Here is a 17,340-nt window from a genome sequence, read left to right as displayed (position 1 = left end):
GCAGTGTTCGCAAGTCTCTCGGGAGTCAAGTGTATGAGTTTTCGGTCCGCTGGTTTTCGGCCCGCTGTTCTCGGGTCCGCCATTGCCCTGGTGTTTGCGCTGTCTGCCAGTGTGCTGATGGCACAGGATGCGCAGCCGAAAACCAACGCGCCAGCCGCTGCCGCCACCGCGGCCACACCGGCGGAAGCCGCCATCAAGCCGGGCGACGCCACCGCCGGCCAAGCCAAGGCGGCAGTCTGCGGCGCCTGCCACGGCCTCGATGGCAACTCCAGCGATGCACAGTATCCGAAGCTGGCTGGCCAGAGTGAGCAGTACATCGTCCGCCAGCTGACCGACTTCAAGGCCGGCACGCGGCAGAACCCGATCATGCTGGGCATGGCCACACCGCTGTCCGAACAGGACATGCATGACATCGGCGCCTACTTCTCCAGCAAGACCCCGCTGCCCGGCGTAGCCGACCAGGCACTGGTCGAGCATGGCGAAACCTTGTTCCGCCAGGGCGATACCAAGCGCGATATCCCTGCCTGCATGGCCTGCCACAGCGTCGATGGCCGCGGCAACCCGGGCGCGATGTACCCGCAGCTCACCAGCCAGCACGCGCAGTACATCCAGGCCACACTGAAGTCCTGGCACGACGGCACCACCTGGGGCGACGACGCGCACGCGCAGATCATGCCGTCGATCGCACAGAAACTCGACGCCGACGATATCGCCGCACTGGCCAGTTACATCGAAGGTCTGCACAGCACCGACAACCAGCCTGCTGCCGCCACACCCTGATCCGGACGATTCATGCGCCGACCACAAGGTCGGCGCTGTCGGTTTCAGCCGCACTCCCCCCGAGTCAATCAAGTCCAAGTTCCGCCGCCGAGGTACTCCATGTTGAAGCGTCTGCCGATCCTGTGTGCCGCCCTGCTCGCGCTTGCCGCCTGCAGCCATGACAATGGCAGCGGTGCCGCCCAGCCAGCTGCACCTGCCGCGACCACCAGCGCAGCCGCCACCCCGGCAGCCAGCAGTCCGGTGCCGGCTGTCGCAGCGACCGCGACGGCTCCTGCCGCCTCGGCCAGCACCGCTCCGGCGGCCAGCGGCACGACAGCCGCGGCGCCAGCCCCGGCGGCACCGGCCACTCCGTTTGTCGATACCGGCAAGTGGGTCGAGGGCAAGAACTACTTCCTGATCGACCCGGCGCAACCGACCAGCCACCCCGGCAAGATCGAGGTCACCGAGGTGTTCTCCTATGCCTGCCCGGCGTGCAATGCGTTCCATGACACCGTGGACCAGATCGCCAAGAGCCTGCCGGCGGATGCCGTGATGAACTACCTGCCGGCCTCGTTCCGCCCGGACGAGAACTGGCCGCTGTTCCAGCGCGCGTTCTACGCCGCCCAGGCGCTGGGCGTGGTCGACAAGACCCACGATGCAATGTACGACGCGGTGTGGAAGAGCGGCGAGCTGGCCAGCTACGACCTCAAGGCCGGCAAGTTGAAGCCGAAGGAAGCATGGCCGACCATCGATGATGTGGCGAAGTTCTATGCCAAGTACGGCGTCAATCCGCAGGAGTTCACCGGTATCGCCAATTCGTTCACGGTGAACACCAAGATGAAGCGCGCCGACGACCTGATGAAGGCTTACGGCGTGGACAGCACGCCGACCATGGTGGTCAACGGCAAGTATCGTTTCACGGCAGCCACTGCCGGTGGCTACGCGCAGTCGGTCGAGCTGACCCAGTGGCTGGTGGCCAAGGAAGCGGCTGGCAAGTAGGTCCCGAACGGTTCGGTTAGTCTCACTGTCCGACAACCGAACCGCCACCTTGCGTAGAGATCGTCACATGTTCAAGCGATTTGCCCGTCCCTGCCTGCTCGCCCTGCTTGGCAGCCTGCTGCTGGCCAGCACCTGCGCCGCCCAGTCCGTCTCGCCGGCACCGTATACCGAAGGCAACCAATACGTGACCCTGCCCGGCCCGCACCAGCGCTACAGCAGCGCGGGCAAGGTGGAGGTGGTCGAAGTGTTCTCCTACGGCTGCATCCACTGCGCGCATTTCGCACCGATCGCCGACAAGCTGCGCAAGGAACTGCCGGCCGGCGTGGCATTCAAGCTGGTGCCGGCCCCCTTCAGCGAGCAGTGGCTGCCGTTTGCGCGTGCCTATTACGCGGCCAACCAGCTCGGCGTGGTCGACCGCACGCACCGGCAGCTGTTCACGGCCAAGTTCGACGAGCATTACCCGATCAACTCGATGGATGAGCTGGCCGATTTCTATGCACGCCAGGGCGTCAACCGCGACGAATTCCTGCGCATCGCCAACTCGCCCGAGGCCACCGCCAAGCTGAAGGCCGATCTGGCCCTGATCCAGAAATGGCAGGTGGACGGCACCCCGAGCATCGTGATCGATGGCAAGTACAAGGTGAACAACGTCCAGTCCATGGATGAGCTGGCCGCCGTCGCCTTGTGGCTGGCCAAGCGCGAGCTGGGCAACAAGTAATCCGGCCACCTGCGGGCGCGCCGAGCGCGGCTGGTGGGTGGTTCACTTCCGGTGAATCATGCTTTCTGCAGTATCGGCCGACGGTTCCGCTTGCGGGACCGTCGGCATCCCCTCCCCGTGCAGTGTGTTGCAATGACCCGCGCCGCTTCCCTCCAAGCCGCCCCTGCCGAGCGCCGCCTGCGCCTGCTGAGCTGCAACATCCTGGCGGGCGCCAGCGTGCAACGCTATAGCGAGTACGTCACCCGCAGCATCAAGGCGGTGCTGCCGGGGCGCAGCAAGATGGACAACCTCGACCGGCTCGCCGAGATGCTGCCGCAGTTCGACGTGATCGGCCTGCAGGAAGCCGACGCCGGCAGCCTGCGCTCGGGCTTCCTCAACCAGACCCGTTATCTCGCCGAAACCGCCGGGATGCCGTACTGGAGCCATCAACCGAACCGCGCGATGGCACGGCTGGCGCACACCGCGAACGGGCTGATCAGCCGGCTGGAACCGCATTCGGTGCTGGATTACCCGTTGCCCAGCCGCATCCCCGGCCGTGGCGCGCTGCTGGCCCAGTTCGGCGAAGGCGACAGCGCACTGGCGGTGATGATCGCGCATCTGTCATTGAGTGCACCGGCGCGCGTGCGCCAGCTCGGCTTCATCGCCGAGTTGCTGCAGGATTTCCCGCATGCGGTGCTGATGGGCGACCTGAACACCGAGCCCGACAGTGCGGAGATGCGCCACTTGTTCAACAGATGCAGCCTGCAGCCGCCGACCGAACCGACGCTCACCTTCCCCAGCTGGAAGCCGCGGCGCGCGCTGGATCACATCCTGACCTCGGCGGCGATTCGGCTCGACAGGCGCTGGGCCATGCCACAGGCCTTTTCCGACCACCTGCCACTGGCGGCGGAAATCCGCCTGCCCGCGCATGTCGGCGGCAAGGCACCTGCGCGGAGGCGTCACCGGTGACTGCACGCGTGTGGCGACATGCGGCTGCATGGCTGATGCTGCTGAGTGTGGCGCTGGGCGCCGCGTGGCTGCGCTATGACCTGATCGAGTCCAGCGCCATCGGCCAGCTGTGCAGCGGTGAGCACAGCCCGGCCTGGTGCGAATGGCGGCAATGGCTGGTGCTGGGCTTCCAGCATCACGCCTACGGGGTCACCGTCTACGGCGTCGCCGCACTTGCCGCCGCGGCGATGGCACTGCTGTGGAAGCACCCATGGACCGCCTGGCTGGCCGCTGCACTGGGCATGTTTGCGCTGGAGCTGTACTGCTTCGAGCCCGGTGCGCTGGCGCTGCTGATCGGTTGCCTACGCCTGCTGCGCTTGCAGGCTCTGCCATCCACGCCACCACTCGGCCAGCACCGGCCACGCGATCGCCAGATTCAGGCCAAGCCATAGCCACGCCACCGGCGTCAGCCATGCCTCCTGCGCCAGCACGCTCACCGCCAGCAGGGACACCGCCACGGCGAGGAAGCGCTCTTCCAGCAGCGGCATCGCCGTCGCACGCCGATCGAACAGCCAGCCGACCAGCGCGTAACCCGTACAGGGCAGCATGAACAGGCCCAGCGGAAAATCACGATAGCGGCCATCGAACACCAGCAGCAGCCCGTAGAACGCCAGCGCAAACAGCCAGCCGAAGCGCAGCCAGCGCGGCAACGCAGGCAACTCGCCTGCCGTCATTTGCGCCGTGAGCCAGCGCGCCAGCCATAGCGCACTGAACAAGGCCAGCACGCAGGCCAGCAGCGACACCGACCACTCCCACGGATCGCGGCAGGCAAACAGCATCTGCCGGACCTGCCAGGCCAGCGCGCAACCGCTGGCGAACCCGGCCAGCTTCAAGATCAGCCAGCCGCGCCAACCGCGCCAGCGACGACGCCAAGCCCCCACCAGCACGAACAGGCCCGCGCCGGCCACACCAGCCAGCCAGCCGACCCACCAGTGTGGCTCCTCGGTCACCGGCCCGACCATCGCGAACTTCGGCCGCGCCTGCGCATCGAAGATGCCCCAGTAACCGCCAGCCGTGCCCTCCTGCGCACGCTTCCACGGCTGGTCGAACGCCTCGATCACGTTGTACGGCATGTTCACCGTGGCCGCGTAGCGCAGGAATTCGCGCAGGTAGCGCGCCTCGTTGACCACGCTGGCACTGGCCGCCTGGCGCGGGCGCCCGGCGCTGGGCCAGCCGGTTTCACCGATCATCACGCGGCGCCCGGGAAACGCCGCCTGCGCTTTCGCGTACACCGTCGCCACGTGCTGCACCGCGCGCTCCGGCGGTACCGGCTGGTCCTCCCAGTACGGCAGGATATGGATGGTGAGGTAATCGACCGAGCTGGCCAGTTCCGGATGGCGCAGCCAGAACTCCCATACATCCGCATAGGTCACCGGCACGCTGACCGCAGCGCGAACCTGGTGCAGATAACCGGCCAGCTGCGCCGAGGACAGTTCACCGCGCAACAGCACCTCGTTGCCGACGATCACCCCGCGCAGCACCTGCGGATACTTGCGCGCGGTGGCGATGCCGAGCTGCACCTGCTGTTCGTTCGCCTTTTTGTCGGCACCCAGCCAGATCCCCAGCAGCACCTTCATGCCGTAGCGGCTGGCGATCTCCGGCACCGCGCTCAGACCCTGCCCCTGCGAATACGTGCGCACGCAATCGAAACGCTGCGACAACGCCTTGAGGTCGGCATCGATGCGCTCGGGGCTGATGAACGCATTCGGATCGAGCGGCGTTTCGCCCGCCTCGCGGAATGGCGCATACGACACGCAGGCAATCCGCGCCGACGGTGCGTCCGGCAACGCTACCGGCCGCCCCACCGCCCACCACCAGTACGCACCGGCCAGCGCCAGCAAGGCCAGCGCCAGCCACGCAAATCCGTGCCGGTGATTGACGGGCGAAGAGGCTGACGACATGCCGGGTCCGTAGATGCTGACGAGGAAGCGCGTCAGCTTAACAGGCACGCCAGAATGCGCCGATCACCCGTGTTCATCTGGCCGTCCGGGGAGCATCAACTACACTTCAAGCGGATTGATCGCAGGAGTTTCCATGTCTGTTCCCGCCACGTCACGACGCCCCATGCTGGCCGGCTTGCTGCTGGCCGCCAGTTGGCTGCTCGGTGCCACGAGCGCACATGCCGGCGAACCCGATGCGGCCCAGCGTGCCGCGTTCAAGCAGGCCTATGCCGCTGCCCAGCAGGGCGGTGACGGCTGGCGCAGCCTGGCCACCGGCCTGCGCGACTATCCGCTGTACCCCTACCTGCAGGCCGCCGCGCTCGAGCACGACATCCAGCAGGTCGACCGCAGCGCAGTCGAGTCGTACCTGAAGCAATACCCGGACTGGATTCCCGCCACCGACCTGCGCCGCGACTTCCTGCTGGAACTGGCGCGGCGCCAGGACTGGGACGGTTTTCTCGCGCTGTACCAGCCGGGCACCAACGACGCCCTGAGCTGCGATGCGCTGCAGGCGCGGCTGGCCAGCGGCGGCATGCTGGATTTCGACAAGGACCTGGCGGCGCTATGGGCGAAACCGAACCTGCCCGGCGCCTGCGACCCGGTGTTGAACGCCGCGCACGACCAGGGCCTGCTGACCAGCGCCCGGCTATGGGCGCGGATCGACCGCGCCGCCGATGCCGGCCAGGCCGGCACCATCGCCAGCCTGGCCGACTGGCTGCCGGCCGACGAACGCGCCAGCGCACAGCAACTGGCGCTGGCCTTGCGCGATCCGGCGAGTGCAGCGGCAGCGGCCGCAAACTGGCCCGACACCGCACGCTACACGCAGGCGGTGACGCTGGCGCTGAGCCGGCTGGCGCGACGCCAGTCCGCCAGCGCCGACAGCGCCTGGCAGAAGCTGCAGGCTCGCTTCAGCTTCAGCGAGCCGCAGCGCAACCAGGTCCTGCACGCGCTGGCGCTGTTCCACGCCACCGATTATGACGACGACGCGCTGGCCCGGCTGATCGCCCTGCCCGCCGCCGCGCAGTCCGACGCCAGCCGCGAATGGCGGGTGCGGGTGGCGCTGGCTCAGCAGGAGTGGCCGGCGGTGCTGGCCGCGATCGACGCGATGCCGGCCAGGCAGCAGCAGAACGGTGAATGGCGCTACTTCCGCGCCCGTGCGCTGGCCGCCACCGGTCAGGCCATGCCGGCACAGACCTTGTATGCCAGCCTCGCCCGGGAGACCACGTTCTTCGGTTTCCTCGCCGCCGACCGGCTTGGACTGCCCTACGCGATCTGCCCGCGTGCGCCGATCGACGACCCGCAGCAGGAGCAGGCGCTGCTTGCGCAACCTGGCCTGCAGCGCGCGTTCGAGCTGTTCGCGGTGGACCTGCCGAAGCTGGCGCGGCGCGAATGGGCGCGCGCGCTGGATGGCGTCGACGAGCGCACGCAAGTGCTGGCCGTCAAACTGGCGGACGCCCGCGGCTGGTACGACCGCGCGGCATTCACCCTCAACCACGACGAGGCGATGCACTACTACACGCTACGCTTCCCGCTCGCCAGCCAGGACGGCCTGGTAGCGCAGGCCGAGCAGGCCGGCATCGACCCCGCCTGGGCCTACGGCATCCTGCGCGCAGAAAGCGCGTGGGTGAGCGACGCCCGCTCCGCTGCCGACGCGCGCGGCCTGATGCAGCTGGTGCCGGCCACCGCCGCGCTGGTGGCCAAGCGCAACGGCCTCGACTGGGGCGGCGGCGAGACGCTGTACGACCCGGCCGTCAACATCGAACTCGGCACGCGCTACCTGGCGCAGGTGGCGGCGCGCTACAACGGCGCCCCCTGGCTCGCCAGCGCCGCCTACAACGCCGGCCCCAACCGCGCGGATCAATGGGTGGCCGCACGCAGCCAGCTGCCGCCCGACTTGTTCATCGCCACCATCCCGTTCAAGGAAACCCGCGAATACGTGGCGCGCGTGATGGACTTCAGCGTGATGTACGACTGGCGCATGCACGGCAACGCGCTGCCGATGAGTTCGCGGCTGACGGCGATCGGTCGGGCATACCAACTGCCGGATGCCGGTACGGTGCGCAGGGCGATCGACTGCCCGGCGCCCGCGCCGGCTGGCGCACCGGCCAACGCCACCTCCACGCAACCTGCTTCGCCGTAGAGCTTTTGATTTTAAGGAGCTGAGGTGATTAAACGGCAGAACTATCTCTGGCCCAGCAACCACACGCATCCCGGCTTGGCAAAGGAAGGCCACCACTCCCTGCTCAATCCCCCGCCAACAATTGCTCCCGTACCAGCCGGCTGGCGGATTCGCTCAGGCGACCCTGACCATCGAAGTGCAGCACCACCACCCAGTTGTAGACATCGCCCGGCCATGTCTTGCGGCCAAGCAACTGTTTGGCATCGCCGCCCAGCGCCTCGATCAATTTCACGATATGGCCGTGATGCCAGGCGATCAGCACGACGGGGGCCTGGTTCTTCTTGCGCAACTCCTTGGCCAGGGCGTCGACCTGGTCGTCGGCCCAGGGTTGCTCGATCGGCAGCTGCAGGCGTGCGGCCAGCGGCGTCAAGGTGAGCCGCGGGCGCATGCTCGCCTTGCTGTCGCTGGTGGCGATCAGACGCTGCGGCAGCAGCGTGCCGCCATCGAGCTGCAGCGGATCGAAATAGCTGGCGTAAGCCTGCGCGCGCTGCTCGCCGCGCGGACTTAGACCGTTGCCCTGGTCGGGCTTCTCGGCGTGCCGCACGATCAGCACCGTGACATTGCGCAGGCCTTGTGCGTCCTTGCCGGCGTGGTGCGCCGACAGCAGTACCGGCCACAGCAACAAGGCGAGAAAACAGTGGCGCAAATGCATGACCTGGACTCCTCCTGAAGGGTGCGCGCCAGAATATCAGCGCAACCGGCCAGCCATGGCCGCGGAGCTGAACGCGCGTGCAAGCCGTCGCGTGATGCGCGACGGTGCGGGTGCGCATGGCAGAATCCCGCCATGCACATCTATCTGGTCGGCGGCGCGGTCCGTGACAAATTGCTGGGGCGGCCGGTGGTCGATCACGACCATGTGGTGGTCGGCGCGCTGCCGGAGGACCTGCTCGCGCTCGGCTACCGGCCGGTGGGCAAGGATTTCCCGGTGTTCCTGCATCCGAAGACCGGCGAGGAATACGCGCTGGCGCGCACCGAGCGCAAGACCGGGCGTGGCTACCGCGGCTTCGTGTTCCAGGCCGACGCCTCGGTGACACTGGAGCAGGACCTGGCGCGGCGCGACCTCACCATCAATGCGATCGCCGAGGACGCGCAGGGCGCCCTGACCGATCCGTACCACGGCGTGCGCGATATCGAGGCGCGGGTGCTGCGGCATGTGTCGCCCGCGTTCGTGGAAGATCCGGTACGCGTGCTGCGGGTGGCGCGTTTCGCCGCGCGCTTCGCGCCGCTGGGTTTCACGGTGGCCGAGCAGACCATGGCGCTGATGCGGCAGATGGTCGACGACGGCGAGGTCGACCACCTGGTGCCCGAGCGGGTGTGGGCGGAAACGCGCAAGGCGCTGGGCGAGCCGCAGCCGTCGGCGTTCCTGCGCGTGCTGCGCGAGTGTGGCGCACTGGCCGTGCTGTTTCCCGAAGTCGATGCACTGTATGGCGTGCCGCAGCGGGCCGAATTCCACCCGGAGATCGACACCGGCGTGCATCTGGAGTTGGTGCTGGACGCCGCGGCGCGGCTGGCGCCGGGCGACGAGCTGGTCGGCTTCTGCGCGCTCGCGCACGACCTCGGCAAGGCGCTGACGCCGCCCGACGAACTGCCGCGGCATGTCGGTCACGAACATCTCGGCGTGGCGCCGCTGCGTGGGCTGTGCGCACGGCTGAAGGTGCCCACCGAGTACGCCACGCTGGCCGAACAGGTATGCCGCGAGCATCTGAATGCCCATCGCGCCTTCGAGCTGAAACCGGCCACCGTGCTGAAACTGCTCGGCTCGCTCGACGCATTGCGCCGGCCCGAACGGCTCGAGGTGTTCCTGGCCGCCTGCGAGGCGGACAAGCGCGGTCGCCTGGGGCATGCAGACGACGCCTATCCGCAAGCCACCTACCTGCGCGAGGCGCGCGCGGCGGCGGCGGCCGTGAGTGCCGCGGGCTTCGTCGCACTGGGCCTGTCCGGCCCGGCGATCGGCAAGGCGATGGATGCGGCGCGCCTGCAGTCGATCGCCGCAGTGAAAAGTGAACACTCCGCCGGCCCAGCCGTTGTATAAAGCTGCAGTTTTCGGCGTCCGCAGCGGGCGTTGACCCTCACCCCTCTCTGGAGTTGCCCGTGTCGCGTGCATTCACCACGGTCCCGCCCATGCGCCAGCGCTTCCGTCCGTTGTGGTGGCTGGCCATCACCTTCCTGGTCATCTGCTTCGTCACGCGCGTCGCGCTGCTGGTGATGTCCGGCAAGGAAGTCACCCACAGCCCGTTCAACCTGCTCTATGCCTTCGGCGTGGGGCTGGGCTACGACCTGATCACCTTCATCTACCTGGCCTGGCCGATGGTGCTGTTCCTGTGGCTGGTGCCGGCGCGGCGCGCGCATGTGTCCGGGCTCGCGCAATGGCTGCTGTACCTGATCGGCATGGCTCTGCTGTATGCGGCCTGCCTGGGCCTGGTGTTCCTGCTGTGGCATGTGCACCTGCATGAGTCGTGGCCGCTGGTCGCGCTGTTCCTGTTTTTCCTGCCGATGCCGGCGCTGGCCTATTCGGCGCGCAGCGGGCAATGGGGCATCTACGTGATGGGGCTGGTGCTGCTGTACGGGCTGCTGTTCGTGGCCGCATCCGAGCTGGTGTTCTGGAACGAGTTCAGCGTGCGCTTCAACTTCATCGCGGTGGACTATCTGGTCTACACCAACGAGGTGATCGGCAACATCCGCGAGTCCTATCCGATCGGCCGCTGGCTGGCGCTGCTGGTGGTGTTTGCGCTGGTGGTGTTCATGCTGAGCAAGCGCGGCCTGCGCACGCGCGACGATGGCAGCCGCTTCTGGCAGCGCGGCAAGGTGGCGCTGCTGTGGCTGGTGCTGACCGTGGTCTCTTTGTACGCGGTGAACAGCGGCATGAAGGACCGCACCGCCAACAACTACCTCAACGAGCTGGCCGGCAACGGCATCTACCAGTTCTTCGCCGCGTTCCGCAGCAGCCACCTCGACTACGCGAAGTTCTACCGCACGCTGCCCGACGACGAGGCCTTCCGCCTCGTGCGCGAGTCGCTGAAGGCGCCGAATGCGAGCTTCGTCAGCGACGACCCGAAGGATCTCACCCGCGCCATCCGGCACAGCGGGCCGGAGAAGCATCTCAACGTGGTGCTGATCAGCGTTGAGAGCCTGTCCGGCGACTACCTGGGCACGTTCGGCAACAAGGACAACCTCACCCCGTATCTCGATTCGCTGGTCGGCCAGAGCGTGTTCTTCGACAACCTCTACGCCAACGGCACGCGCACCGTGCGCGGACTTGAAGCGCTGTCGCTGTCGGTACCGCCGACGCCGGGCGATTCGCTGATCCGCGAGCACAACAACGAAAACCTGTTCTCGCTGGCCAATATCTTCAACGATCGCGGCTACCAGTCCGATTTCGTCTACGGTGGCTACGGCTACTTCGACAACATGAACTACTTCTTCAGCCACAACGGCTACAAGACGGTGGACCGCGGCGACATCCCCAAGGATGCGGTGATCCACAGCCAGAATGTGTGGGGCGTGTCCGACGAGGACCTGTACACGCTGGCGCTGAAGCAGATGGACGACGCGCAGGCCGCCGGCAAGCCGTTCTTCCTGCACATCATGACCACCTCCAACCACCGGCCGTACACCTACCCGGCCGGCCGCGTCTCGCAGGTCGCGCCGTCGCGTCCCGGCGCGGTGGCGTACACCGACTGGTCGATCAAGGATTTCATCCAGCGTGCGCGCAGCAAGCCGTACTTCGACAACACCGTGTTCGTGATCACCGCCGACCACTGCGCCTCCAGCGCCGGCAAGACCGCCATCCCGATCAACCACTACCACATCCCGCTGTGGATCTATTCGCCGAAGAATTTCCCGCCGCAGAGGGTGGAAACCCTGATGGGCCAGCTGGACATCCCGCCGACCCTGCTCGGCATGCTCAATTTCAGCTACCGCACGCGCTTCTTCGGTCAGGACGTGTTCCAGCTGTCGCCCGGCGAAGGCCATGCGCTGCCGGGCACCTACGAGAAGCTCGGTTATCTGCGCGGCGACGTGCTCACCGTGCTCGAGCCGCAACGCAAGCTGGAGCAGCTGAAACCGGACTTCGCCACCGGCGACGCCACGCCCGTGCAGCCGCAAAACCAGGCGCTGATCGACCAGACCATCGCCTACTACCAGGTCGCCAGCGAGCTGTTCAAGTGCGGCCAGCTGGCCAGCCGGCCAGCCGATGCCACACCAGTGCAACCGTTGCCGCTGCCGGCACCTGCCGCCTCCATGCCGGCAGTAGCCACTTCGACACCGGCACCTGCCAGCCCGACCTCCATGCCGGCAGCGGCCAGCTCCACAGCGACCGTGCACTGATCAAGCGGTTACCCCGGTGCCGTCGGCCGACAGCACCGGGTTCGGCACCGGCGACTACAACCGACCACCTTGGTCGGCCGCCATCAGCTCGGCTGGCAACGGCAGCATGTCGAGGCCGCGCGCCAGCAGCATCGCCTGGAAGCGTTCGCCCATCTGGTCGGGCAGCATCAGCCGCTTCACCTGCTGGGCCAGCCGGTAGCGGCTGTGCTCGTCGGCGATCTTCGCCTGCTCGCTTTCGAAGATCTCCTGCAAGCCGGCGCCGATCAGGAACTGCGCCTGCGGCAGGTACGCCGCGACGCCGAAGCCGGCACTGTTGCCGGCCTCGGCCAGCGCGGTGAAGTCGACCGAAGCGGTGAGGTCGTTCAAACCCGGCAGATACAGCGGATCGTTGTGTGCATGATGGCGGTAATGCGCCATCAAGGTGCCGTCGTCGCGCTCGGGCAGGTAGAACTCGCGGCGCACGTAGCCGTAGTCGACGAACAGCATCAGCCCGGCGACCAGTGAGCCCGCGATCGCCTGGATCCAGTACGGCAACTGCGGCAGGATTTCCGAGCGGTAGCCCTCGCTGAAATCGCCGCCGAGATCGCGCTCGACATGGCGCACCGCACCGGCCACCAGTGCATCGGCCGGACGATCGACGCGCAGCAGGCGGCCTTCGCCATCCAGCGCCACGTACTCCTCGTAGACTTCGCCGGCGCGCATCGCGAAGCGCGTGGCCGGCAACGCATCGATCACCTCGTTGGCGAACAGCACGCCGTGCCAGTCCTGCTCGGGCGGCCGATCCAGCCATTGCACGCGGGCGTTGAGCTCGGCCGGGAGATTCGCGCGCAGGCGCTCGCGCTGGCGTTCGCGCAGGTCGGCGCTGGGTTCGAGGATCAGGTAGTGCCGCGGCAGCGTGCCGCCCTCAGCCAGCGCCGTGAGCGCCGCCTCGGCGAACGCGCCGCTGCCGCCGCCCAACTCGAGAAAATCCGCCTCGTCGCCGAGCATCGCCAGCACCGGCTGCACCGCCTTGATCACGCAGCGTGCGAACAGCTCGCCCAGTTCCGGCGCGGTGACGAAGTCGCCGGCTGCACCGAACTTGGTCTTGCCCGCGCTGTAGTAACCCAGCCCCGGCGCGTACAGGCAACGCTCCATGTATTGCGAAAACGGCAACGGCCCATGCGCGGCGATCTGCTCGCGCAACAGCTGCAGCAGGTGATCGGAATGCGCGCGTTCGTCGGCGCCGGGCTCGGGGAGACGGGAAGGCATAGGGCTTGCCGGTAGCGAAAAATCGCGGCAAGCATAACGGAAGGGGCGCAACGCGCGTTCCTCACCGTGTTCGCGCAGCAGCGCGCCCCGTGCGCGATGCTTTGACGTTGATTGCGCCAAGAGCATCGCGCACGGGGTGCGCTTGCAACACCGGCCGCGTCTCGATCAGAAATCCTTCTGCAGGTTCAGGTACAGGCCACGGCGCGGACCGAACTGCGGCGCACCGACGCCGATGCCGGTGCCGTCGCGCAACTCGTAGGTACGATCCAGTGCATTGATCAGAGCCAGCTGGGTGTGCAGCTGGCCGAAATGATCGAACGTGAAATCGTGCGAGACGTTGAGGTTGAGCTGGAAGTAGTCCGGCAAGGTGCCCCCGTTCGGCACGCTGCCGTCCTTGCGCAGGCCGGTGCCGAACAGGTAGTCGGCACCGAGCTTGGTGGTATCGCTCAGCGCGTAATTGAAGCCGCCGGACGAGGTGAACTTCTGGTCGTGGTCGAGGTAGATGTAGTTGTTGGCGATGTAGGCCAGATCTTCCGGACTGAAATTGTACTGGCTGGTCATCACGTCCTTGCCCATCGCCTTGGTGTAGGAGAAGTTGAAATAGGCCGAGAACGGACCCGAGGTGTAGTTCGCCGTGAACTCGGCGCCACCGACACGGCCGTACTTGTAGTTGAAGGTGGAGTACACCAGCGCCGCGCCGAACTGGCCCTCGTCCTGCAGGCGGCTCACCTTGCGGTAGTAGGTGTCCAGGCCCAGCGTCCAGTCGCTGCCGATGTTCTGCGAGACGCCGACGTCGAAGTAATTGGAACGCTCGGCCAGCGGCGTGTTGTCGCCGTAGTTCTTCACCGCGTTGGTGGTACCGGCGAACGCGGCCAGATCCGTGGAGGAAATCAGCTCGGTCGCCGGCGGCGTGAAGTAGCGCGAATAGCCGGCGTGCACAGTGGTGCTGCCGGTGGCCTGCCACACCATGCCCAGGCGCGGGCTCAACTGGCTGGCGGTGGTATTGAACGCCTGGTACTGGTCGCCGCGCAGGCCATAGTTCACCGTCCAGTTCTGGCCGATGCTCCATTCGTCCTGCACATAGGCGGACCAGGTCCTGGCGGTGATCTGGTCGCCGGTGAAGATGTTGAACGGCACGGTGCTGGTCTGGTTACCATCGGCATCCGCCGGGAACACCAGCGAATTGGTGTTGGTGCGGGCACGATCGAAGCTGCCGTACAAACCGTAGCGCAAGGTGTGGCTGTCGCCCATCGGCGTGGAGAAATCCACCTGCAGCGTGCTGGCGCGATCGCTCTGGTTGATCGCGCCGGCGACACCGTTGAACATCAGGTCGCCGATGTCGTCCGGCAAATACTGCAGGCCGCTGTAGCGCTGGCCCAGCGAAACCTGGTAATCGGTCGTGCCCAGCTTGCCCTGGAGCGCCAGCACGCCGAAGCGGGTCTGCTCGTTCTGGCGCTCGTCCAGGTTGGCGGAGTTGAAGTCGACCGTGTCCAGATAACCGAACTGCGGCGTCTGGTCCGGATTGTTCGGAATCTGGAAGCGGTTGTTGGCCACGCCGAACAGGAAGCTCAGGCGCGTGTCGCTGTCGATCAGATAGCTGACATCGCCAAACGCCTTGGTCTGGTTGGTGTGATCGTGGATCGGCTTGCGGCTGGCCGTCGGGTTCTCGATGCCGACATCGTTCTGCATGTAGTTCGCCGTGAAGAACGCGCTCCACGCGCCGCTGCTGCCCCACAGCGAAACATTTGGATTGAAGGTGCCGAACGAGCCGGCGGTGACGCCGACGCTGCCGCCGTTGCCCAGCGCGCTGCCGCTCTTGGTGGTGATGTCGACCACGGCCGCCGTGCGCAGGCCGTACTGCGCCGGCAACGCGCCGTCGAGCAGGCTCACGCTCTGGACCGTGCGCGCGTCCAGGCTCTGGCCGAAGCCCGAGATCGATTCGGGAATGATCACGCCGTCGATGCGGTACTGCAGGTTGGCGTGGTCGCCGCGCACATGCAGGCCGCCGTAAGAATCCTGTACCACGCCCGGTGCCTGCAGCAGCACCTGGTTCATCGGCGTGGAAGCGCCCAGCGGCAGGGCCTGGATCGCCTTCTGGTCGATCACGTACTGGCTGCTGCCGGTATCCGGCGACAGCGCGTTGCGCGCCTTGTCCAGCTTGGCCGACACGTCGATCGCGCTGAGATCCTTGGTTGCAGGCTGATTGTTGCCGGTACTGCTGTCCGCAGGATCATCCGTGCCGATAGCGGCCGCCGTCGGCGCCGCGGGGGTATCGGTGGCATGCACGACGGTCGTGACCAGGGCAGCAGCAAGGCTCAGCGCAAGCAGGGATGGTTTCATCATAAATTCCAACAAGGGGCGAAAGAGAAGATGTACGTAATGTTATAACATTACTTGCCATCCGTCGCGACCGCCTGGGCCAGAAGTCATGTCCAAGGCTGAAGCGCGCGGCGATCGGCCATCGCCGGCCATTGAGTCCGGCTTCACACGGCTCATCTAGACTGCGCAGATGCACGCCTGTTCACGGCGGCGACCCTCAGGAGTCCGCATGGCCAAGCACAGCGAGCAAGTTCCTGCCGTCATCGCACCGGCCGAGCACAACCGGGTGACCCAGGCGATCCTCGATTTCGTCAGCCAGGTGCCGGACAGCAAGGTCGGCAGCAGCAAGGACCCCGCGACCGAGGCACGCCGGCTGGCCCAGCGCGCGGCCCAGCGCGCCGCGCTCACCGCCGGCTCGCTGGCGCTGCCGCCGGGACCGCTGGGCTGGCTGACCCTGCTGCCGGAGCTGATCGCGATCTGGAAGATCCAGGGCCAGATGGTCAGCGACATCGCAGCCGCCTATGGCCGCAATCACACCCTGGGCCGCGAGCAGATGCTGTGGTGCCTGTTCCGCCACACCGCCGCGCAGGCCTTTCGCGACCTGGTCGTGCAGATGGGCGACCGGCTGGTGTTCCGCCGGATGTCCTACACCGTCGCCCAACGCGTGGCCAAGCAGGTCGGCGTCAAGCTGACCCAGCGCAGCGTGAGCGAAGGCGTGTCGCGCTGGCTGCCGGTGATCGGCGCACTCGGCGTCGGCGCCTATGCGTATTACGACACCGGGCAGGTCGCCAGCACCGCGATTGCCCTGTTCAGCGGTGATGTCATGACGACCGACGAGGGCAACGAAGAGGCCGCGGAAACCGTCAAACCGGCGCCGCGGAAAAAGGCTTCCACAGTGCGCCGCGCGATGGACAAGCTGGTCGACAAGGCGACGACCGGTGCCGCGCGCAAGGTCGCCAGCGCCGCACGCAGGGCGACCAGCAGGACACCACGCAAGCCAAAGGCGGACTGACCGCCTGCCAGCGGATGACGCCCCGCACGCTTTGCGGCAAGCTGGGCCGCTGGATTGCCACAGGAGCCGACGCATGAAGCCACGCCACGACCGTCCCGTCGCGCTGATCACCGGTGCCGGGCGGCGCGTGGGTGCGGTGATCGCGCGCACGCTGCATGCGGCCGGCTACGACCTGGCGTTGCACTACCGTCGCTCGGCCGACGACGCGCGCACGCTGGCCGATGAGCTGGAACAGCGGCGCAGCGGCAGCACCTTGCTGCTGCAGGCCGAACTGGCCGACATCCCTGTCCTGCCGGCGCTGATCGAACGGCTACTGGCCCATTACGGCCGGCTCGACGCGCTGGTCAACAACGCCTCGGCGTTCTATCCCACACCGCTGGGCAGCGCGACACCGGCGCAATGGAACGAGCTGTTCGCCTCCAATGCACAGGCACCGTTCTTCCTCAGCCAGGCGGCGATGCCGGCGCTGCGCGAGTCACGCGGCGGCATCGTCAACCTGCTGGACATCTACGCCGAGCGCCCGCTGGCGCAACACACGCTGTACGGCATGGCGAAGGCCGCGCAAGCCGCGATGACGCGCTCGCTGGCGCTGGAACTGGGCCCCGAGATACGCGTCAACGGCGTCGCTCCCGGCGCCGTGCTGTGGCCCAGCGACGGCAAGCCCTACGCCGACCAGCAGGCGCTGCTGGCGCGCACGCCGCTGCAGCGTGCTGGTTCGCCAGACGATGTCGCCGGTGCCGTACTGTGGCTGTTGCGCGACGCGCCGTTCGTCACCGGCCAGATCATCCGCGTGGACGGCGGCCGTACGTTGTCGGTGTGAATGGCGATTCCTGCATTCAGGAATCGCCAGGCA

General features: G+C 67.0%; 14 protein-coding genes. 10 read left to right on the top strand and 4 right to left on the bottom strand.

From position 1 onward, the window contains the following. Positions 1 to 33: 33 nt before the first annotated feature. The 5 genes from B0E46_RS03480 to B0E46_RS03460 all read left to right on the top strand — a co-directional run bounded on the left by B0E46_RS03480 (position 34) and on the right by B0E46_RS03460 (position 3,855). A complete protein-coding gene (locus tag B0E46_RS03480; protein WP_077554313.1) occupies positions 34 to 780 on the top strand; it encodes a c-type cytochrome in 747 nt (248 codons plus the stop codon). Between the two features lie 99 nt (positions 781 to 879). Beyond that, positions 880 to 1,758 (top strand): thiol:disulfide interchange protein DsbA/DsbL, encoded by an 879-nt coding sequence (locus B0E46_RS03475; protein WP_077554312.1) that lies wholly within the window; start codon positions 880 to 882, stop codon positions 1,756 to 1,758. A gap of 67 nt (positions 1,759 to 1,825) precedes the next feature. Beyond that, positions 1,826 to 2,476, top strand: a complete 651-nt coding sequence (locus tag B0E46_RS03470; RefSeq protein ID WP_077554311.1) for a thiol:disulfide interchange protein DsbA/DsbL — start codon at positions 1,826 to 1,828, stop codon at positions 2,474 to 2,476. A 132-nt stretch (positions 2,477 to 2,608) separates the two neighbouring features. Further along, positions 2,609 to 3,424, top strand: coding sequence for an endonuclease/exonuclease/phosphatase family protein (locus B0E46_RS03465; protein ID WP_077554310.1), 816 nt, complete (start codon positions 2,609 to 2,611; stop codon positions 3,422 to 3,424). Then, entirely contained in the window at positions 3,421 to 3,855 is a 435-nt protein-coding gene (locus B0E46_RS03460; RefSeq protein ID WP_254425025.1) for a hypothetical protein, read from the top strand. The genes B0E46_RS03465 and B0E46_RS03460 overlap by 4 nt, the downstream gene beginning before the upstream one ends. Here the strand turns inward: B0E46_RS03460 and B0E46_RS03455 are convergent. Continuing rightward, positions 3,766 to 5,364 (bottom strand): glycoside hydrolase family 17, encoded by a 1,599-nt coding sequence (locus tag B0E46_RS03455; RefSeq protein ID WP_077554309.1) that lies wholly within the window; start codon positions 5,362 to 5,364, stop codon positions 3,766 to 3,768. The genes B0E46_RS03460 and B0E46_RS03455 overlap by 90 nt on opposite strands. 133 nt (positions 5,365 to 5,497) lie before the next feature. Here B0E46_RS03455 and B0E46_RS03450 point away from each other — a divergent pair, with 133 nt between their 5' ends. Then, positions 5,498 to 7,543, top strand: a complete 2,046-nt coding sequence (locus tag B0E46_RS03450) for a transglycosylase SLT domain-containing protein (protein WP_077554308.1) — start codon at positions 5,498 to 5,500, stop codon at positions 7,541 to 7,543. Positions 7,544 to 7,646: 103 nt separating this feature from the next. On the opposite strand, the gene B0E46_RS03445 is transcribed toward B0E46_RS03450, so the two are convergent. Beyond that, positions 7,647 to 8,234 carry a histidine phosphatase family protein gene (locus tag B0E46_RS03445; RefSeq protein WP_077554307.1) on the bottom strand — a complete coding sequence of 196 codons (588 nt, stop codon included), beginning with the start codon at positions 8,232 to 8,234 and terminating at the stop codon, positions 7,647 to 7,649. A gap of 132 nt (positions 8,235 to 8,366) precedes the next feature. Here B0E46_RS03445 and B0E46_RS03440 point away from each other — a divergent pair, with 132 nt between their 5' ends. After that, positions 8,367 to 9,614, top strand: a complete 1,248-nt coding sequence (locus B0E46_RS03440; RefSeq protein WP_077554306.1) for a multifunctional CCA addition/repair protein — start codon at positions 8,367 to 8,369, stop codon at positions 9,612 to 9,614. Between the two features lie 89 nt (positions 9,615 to 9,703). Beyond that, complete coding sequence (locus B0E46_RS03435; RefSeq protein ID WP_077554305.1) at positions 9,704 to 11,908, top strand: sulfatase-like hydrolase/transferase; 2,205 nt, start codon at positions 9,704 to 9,706, stop codon at positions 11,906 to 11,908. A gap of 54 nt (positions 11,909 to 11,962) precedes the next feature. On the opposite strand, the gene B0E46_RS03430 is transcribed toward B0E46_RS03435, so the two are convergent. Both B0E46_RS03430 and B0E46_RS03425 read right to left on the bottom strand, forming a co-directional pair. Beyond that, positions 11,963 to 13,156, bottom strand: a complete 1,194-nt coding sequence (locus tag B0E46_RS03430; protein WP_077554304.1) for an SAM-dependent methyltransferase — start codon at positions 13,154 to 13,156, stop codon at positions 11,963 to 11,965. A 165-nt stretch (positions 13,157 to 13,321) separates the two neighbouring features. Then, complete coding sequence (locus B0E46_RS03425; protein WP_077554585.1) at positions 13,322 to 15,496, bottom strand: TonB-dependent receptor; 2,175 nt, start codon at positions 15,494 to 15,496, stop codon at positions 13,322 to 13,324. Between the two features lie 208 nt (positions 15,497 to 15,704). Between B0E46_RS03425 and B0E46_RS03420 the strand changes: the two genes are divergently transcribed. After that, positions 15,705 to 16,487 carry a hypothetical protein gene (locus B0E46_RS03420; RefSeq protein WP_077554303.1) on the top strand — a complete coding sequence of 261 codons (783 nt, stop codon included), beginning with the start codon at positions 15,705 to 15,707 and terminating at the stop codon, positions 16,485 to 16,487. 73 nt (positions 16,488 to 16,560) lie between these two features. Next, a complete protein-coding gene (locus B0E46_RS03415; RefSeq protein WP_077554302.1) occupies positions 16,561 to 17,307 on the top strand; it encodes a pteridine reductase in 747 nt (248 codons plus the stop codon). Positions 17,308 to 17,340 lie beyond the last annotated feature (33 nt).

The organism is Rhodanobacter sp. B04 (assembly GCF_002001125.1).
GTDB lineage: Bacteria > Pseudomonadota > Gammaproteobacteria > Xanthomonadales > Rhodanobacteraceae > Rhodanobacter.
This window is presented reverse-complemented; position numbering and strand designations above follow the sequence as displayed.